Source organism: Turicibacter sp. (assembly GCF_017941855.1).
GTDB lineage: Bacteria > Bacillota_I > Bacilli_A > MOL361 > Turicibacteraceae > Turicibacter > Turicibacter sanguinis.
Map to the genome: position 1 here is coordinate 1 of NZ_JAGAVR010000118.1, position 4,227 is coordinate 4,227.

Sequence of the window (4,227 nt, forward strand, 5' to 3'; positions counted from 1 at the left end):
GCCCTTCATTTAGGTTATCGGCAGCAGCTTATGGAAATTAACATAGTGTCGGAGCTGCTATTGCACGCAGTGGTATTAAACGAGAAGACTTATTTATTGCGAGTAAACTTAATAATCTTGATCATGGGTACGTAGAAGATTTGGAAGATTTTGATAAAACGATGAAAGGATTGGAGCTTGATTATTTAGATTTATATTTAATACACTGGCTAATCTCATTATGCATCGTCATTATTGACAAGAAGCAAATGTTGGGACTTGGAAAGCATTTGAAGAGCTCTACCTTGTTGGGAAAATTCGTGCCATTGGTATTAGTAATTTTCTTCCTCACCCTATTGAGGAGTTATTAAAAACAGCAACGATTGTGCCGATGGTCAATCAGATTCGATTGTGTCCTGGGGATACTCAAGAGGAGGTTGTGAAGTATTGTCGTGAACTTGGAATATTACTTGAAGCTTATAGTCCGCTTGGGACTGGAAAAATTTTTGAAGTTCATGAGAGGCAACAGTTGGCAGCGAAGTATGGAAAAAGTGTCGCGCAAATTTGTATTCGCTGGAGTTTGCAAATGGGATTTTTACCATTACCTAAGTCGGTTCATTATGCTCGAATTGATGAGAATGCGCAAGTTTTTGATTTTAAATTCGATTCTTATGATATGGAACTGATTGCAAATTTAACAGGATGTGTCGGCTATTCACGCAATCTAGATACAACAGATTTTTAAAGCTCAGATGGTTTCTGAGCTTTTTTTATTTCTTTAAAAAAGAAGTCTATTGAACAAGTTTTACAAAGGTTAAAAAATGATGGGAGCGTGTTTCTTTTTATTGGGTCTGTAATTTAGTAGAAAGAAATTGATGAATCATTTAAAAGCTGCAGTTAATCTCCTTGTTGCTGATACACAGACAAGGGATAATGAGGTATATTTAATATTTATCAAAATGTCAATTGATGTTATGATAAATAAAAAGAGTCTATGGTGGAGAGGTTTAAAGATGTCAGATGCATTAATTACAAAAAGAGCCATTGCGACGGGCCTTAAGGAACTGGTGGATGAGAAGCCTTTTAATAAGATTTCCATTCGAGATATTACGGAAAAATGTGGACTTAATCGTCAGACTTTTTATTATCATTTTCAAGATAAGTATGAGTTAGTGAATTGGATTTATTATCAGGAAGGATTTGCACCTTTAATGGAAGGGGTGACTTTTGAAAATTGGTATTTAAAAGTTGAGGATTTATTAGTGTTGATGAAGAAAGAGCAATCGTTTTACTATAGCACCATTAGTTGTGACGAGCGTGGTATGACAGAGTATCTATTTAATATTACGGCGACTTTATTTAAAGAAGCAATTGAAAAATTAGATGAGTCTCATACCGTACAGCCGGAAGATGAAACGTTTATTTCTCATTTTTTTGCCCACGGGGTATGTGGTACCATTATTTCTTGGGTTAAAAGTGGAATGAGAGAAGATCCTAAACTAGTAGCCATGAATTTGAAATATATTGCCATTAATTGTGAAAAGTTGGCTTATCATCGTTATATGAGTGCCGCATCTGAATAAAAAATAGTTCTTGAGATTTCAAGAACTATTTTTTAGTTAAAGAGAAAATCGATTTTAAAAAAGTAAATCATTAGGATTGATAGGCCTCTAATAAGTGAAGTAACCACGCTAGTGTAACATCAGGTGCTTCATGATGTTGAAGGCGAAGGCGTAATTCATGGTATATTAAATTTAAGTCAGGCTCTGTGATTTCTCTTCCACAGAGCAATTGTAAGGCTTCAAGAATATTGCGAGCTGTACGATCTGTTTTTTTTATTTGATGGCGAGTCAAACGTTTGAAAGCTGTTTCGAATAAACGTTGTTTTATTTTTTGATCTAAGGACATGATATCGCCTACTTTAAATGAATTTTATAATTTATTTTATGAAAAATTAGAGATTACGAATATAGACAAAAGGGCCTATCTGTCTAGTATTTAGACAATGTTATATGGATGTCTAGTATTTGGACAAAACGGTTAATTTGTCTAATTTATTTTTAGAAATTTAGTGATACATTAACAGTGTGAACAAAACAAATACTGGGGGTTATAATCCATGAGTAAAAAATCTAATTTAGTCAAAGGGGCAGCATTTGCTGGTGCCGCTTCAGCTGCTATTTACGGTGCTAGAAAATATTATGAAATGAAACAAGAAGGTAATCGTTCAAATTTAGAACTTGATGTTAATCGTGACGTTTACTTTGTCGGTGGAGGACTCGCCTCTTTAGCAGGTGCTGCTTATTTAATTAGAGATTGCAAGTTACCAGGTAATCGCATTCATATTATTGAAGGAATGCATATTTTAGGCGGAAGTAATGATGGAGCCGGTGATGTTAGTAATGGATTTATTTGCCGTGGAGGGCGTATGTTAAATGAGGAAACGTATGAAAACTTCTGGGAGTTATTTTCAACAATTCCATCACTTGATATGCCTCATATGAGTGTGACAGAAGAAATCTTAAATTTTGATCATTTACATCCAACGCATGCTCAGGCCCGTTTAATTGATAAAGAAGGAACGATTTTAGATGTCACAAGTATGGGATTCAATACGGAAGACCGATTAGCGCTTGGTAAATTAATGGTAACACCAGAAGAAGCGTTAGATGATATGACAATTGAAGAATGGTTTGCTCATACACCACACTTCTTTACAACGAATTTCTGGTATATGTGGCAGACAACATTTGCATTCCAAAAATGGTCAAGCTTATTTGAATTCAAACGATATATGGAACGTATGATTTTTGAATTTTCACGTATTGAAACATTAGAAGGGGTAACACGTACGCCATATAATCAATATGAATCAGTTATTTTACCACTTAAAGTTTACTTAGAAGAACATGGCGTTGATTTCAGTATCAATGCTGTGGTAACCGATATTGATTTCGCTAAAGGAGAAGGTATTACTGCTACAGCAATTCATATTGAAACGGCAAATGGTGAAGAAGTGATTGAGTTAAAACCTGAGGATTTATGTATTATGACAAATGGTTGTATGACAGATTGCGCAACGCTTGGTGATTTAAATACTGCTCCAGAATATGCACCACAAAACCCAATTTCAGGTGAATTATGGTCTAAAATTGCAGATAAAAAACCGGGTCTTGGAAATCCAGAACCTTTCTTTGGAAATCCTGAAGAGACAAATTGGGAAAGCTTTACGGTTACATGTAAAGGGAATAAATTATTGAAAATGATTGAGAAATTCTCAGGAAATATTCCAGGTAGCGGAGCTTTAATGACATTTAAAGATTCAAACTGGCTAATGAGTATTGTAGTGGCTGCACAACCACACTTTAAAAATCAACCAATGGATACAACAATTTTCTGGGGATATGGATTATACACAGATAAAGTTGGAGATTATGTTCAAAAACCAATGCGCGAGTGTACAGGGGAAGAGATATTATATGAATTAATTCACCACTTACATTTTGAAGATGAAATGGATGAAATTATGGATTCAGTCGTGAATGTCATTCCATGTATGATGCCATATATCGTTTCACAATTCCAACCACGTAAAATGACTGATCGTCCTCAAGTTGTTCCAGTAGGCTCAACTAACTTTGCAATGATTAGTCAATATGTTGAAATTCCAGAAGATATGGTCTTTACAGAGGAATTCTCAGTTCGTGCTGCACGCATGGCCGTTTATACACTAATGAACTATCACGAAAAAGAAATCTGTCCAGTAACACCATTCAAAAAGAACCCAAAAGTACTAAAAAATGCACTAAAAACATCTTATAGATAACCCTGCATTAAATATTTCTAATCCTCGGTTGCTCGGATTGAAATATTAATAATTCAGGATAAGATGGTCTAAATTTCATATCATTCAATTAGACCATCTAAAAAGCTAAAAGACGCGGGGGGCCCCATCCTGCGAAGCAGGTTTCCACTATAGATGGGGAGATTTCTACGTACTAAGTTGGGGCGATATATGGAGGAGTTGCGTCTTGAAGCTAGATTGATAGATAACCCTGCATTAAATATTTCTAATCCTCGGTTACTCGGATTGAAATATTAATAATGCAGGATAAGATGGGGGGCCCCCGGCAGTAAGCGAAGCGAACACTCCTCAATTGCCGGGGATAAAGTCTAGGTACTTAGTAGAAGTTATCTTTAATAACTTTCTAGAGGAGTTACGTCTTGAAGCTAGATTGATAGATAACC

4 protein-coding genes and 1 pseudogene are annotated in these 4,227 nt (G+C 35.4%); 4 read left to right on the forward strand and 1 reads right to left on the reverse strand.

All coding sequences use genetic code 11. From position 1 onward, the window contains the following. Positions 1 to 59 precede the first annotated feature (59 nt). The 3 genes and pseudogenes from J6D32_RS14095 to dhaS all read left to right on the forward strand — a co-directional run bounded on the left by J6D32_RS14095 (position 60) and on the right by dhaS (position 1,562). Positions 60 to 350, forward strand: coding sequence for a hypothetical protein (locus tag J6D32_RS14095; RefSeq protein WP_353734600.1), 291 nt, complete (start codon positions 60 to 62; stop codon positions 348 to 350). Beyond that, a pseudogene (locus tag J6D32_RS12805) lies at positions 269 to 724 on the forward strand (aldo/keto reductase); the annotation flags it as partial. The gene J6D32_RS14095 and the pseudogene J6D32_RS12805, both read left to right, overlap by 82 nt. Positions 725 to 992: 268 nt before the next feature. After that, the gene (gene dhaS, locus J6D32_RS12810; RefSeq protein ID WP_155223806.1) at positions 993 to 1,562 is read left to right on the forward strand and encodes a dihydroxyacetone kinase transcriptional activator DhaS; all 570 of its coding nucleotides are present in this window, start codon (positions 993 to 995) and stop codon (positions 1,560 to 1,562) included. A 70-nt stretch (positions 1,563 to 1,632) separates the two neighbouring features. Here dhaS and J6D32_RS12815 read toward each other — a convergent pair whose 3' ends face one another. After that, positions 1,633 to 1,887, reverse strand: a complete 255-nt coding sequence (locus J6D32_RS12815) for a hypothetical protein (RefSeq protein WP_006784260.1) — start codon at positions 1,885 to 1,887, stop codon at positions 1,633 to 1,635. Between the two features lie 211 nt (positions 1,888 to 2,098). Here J6D32_RS12815 and J6D32_RS12820 point away from each other — a divergent pair, with 211 nt between their 5' ends. Continuing rightward, positions 2,099 to 3,805: an oleate hydratase gene (locus tag J6D32_RS12820; RefSeq protein ID WP_006784259.1), complete on the forward strand. Its 1,707-nt coding sequence runs from the start codon at positions 2,099 to 2,101 to the stop codon at positions 3,803 to 3,805. Positions 3,806 to 4,227 lie beyond the last annotated feature (422 nt).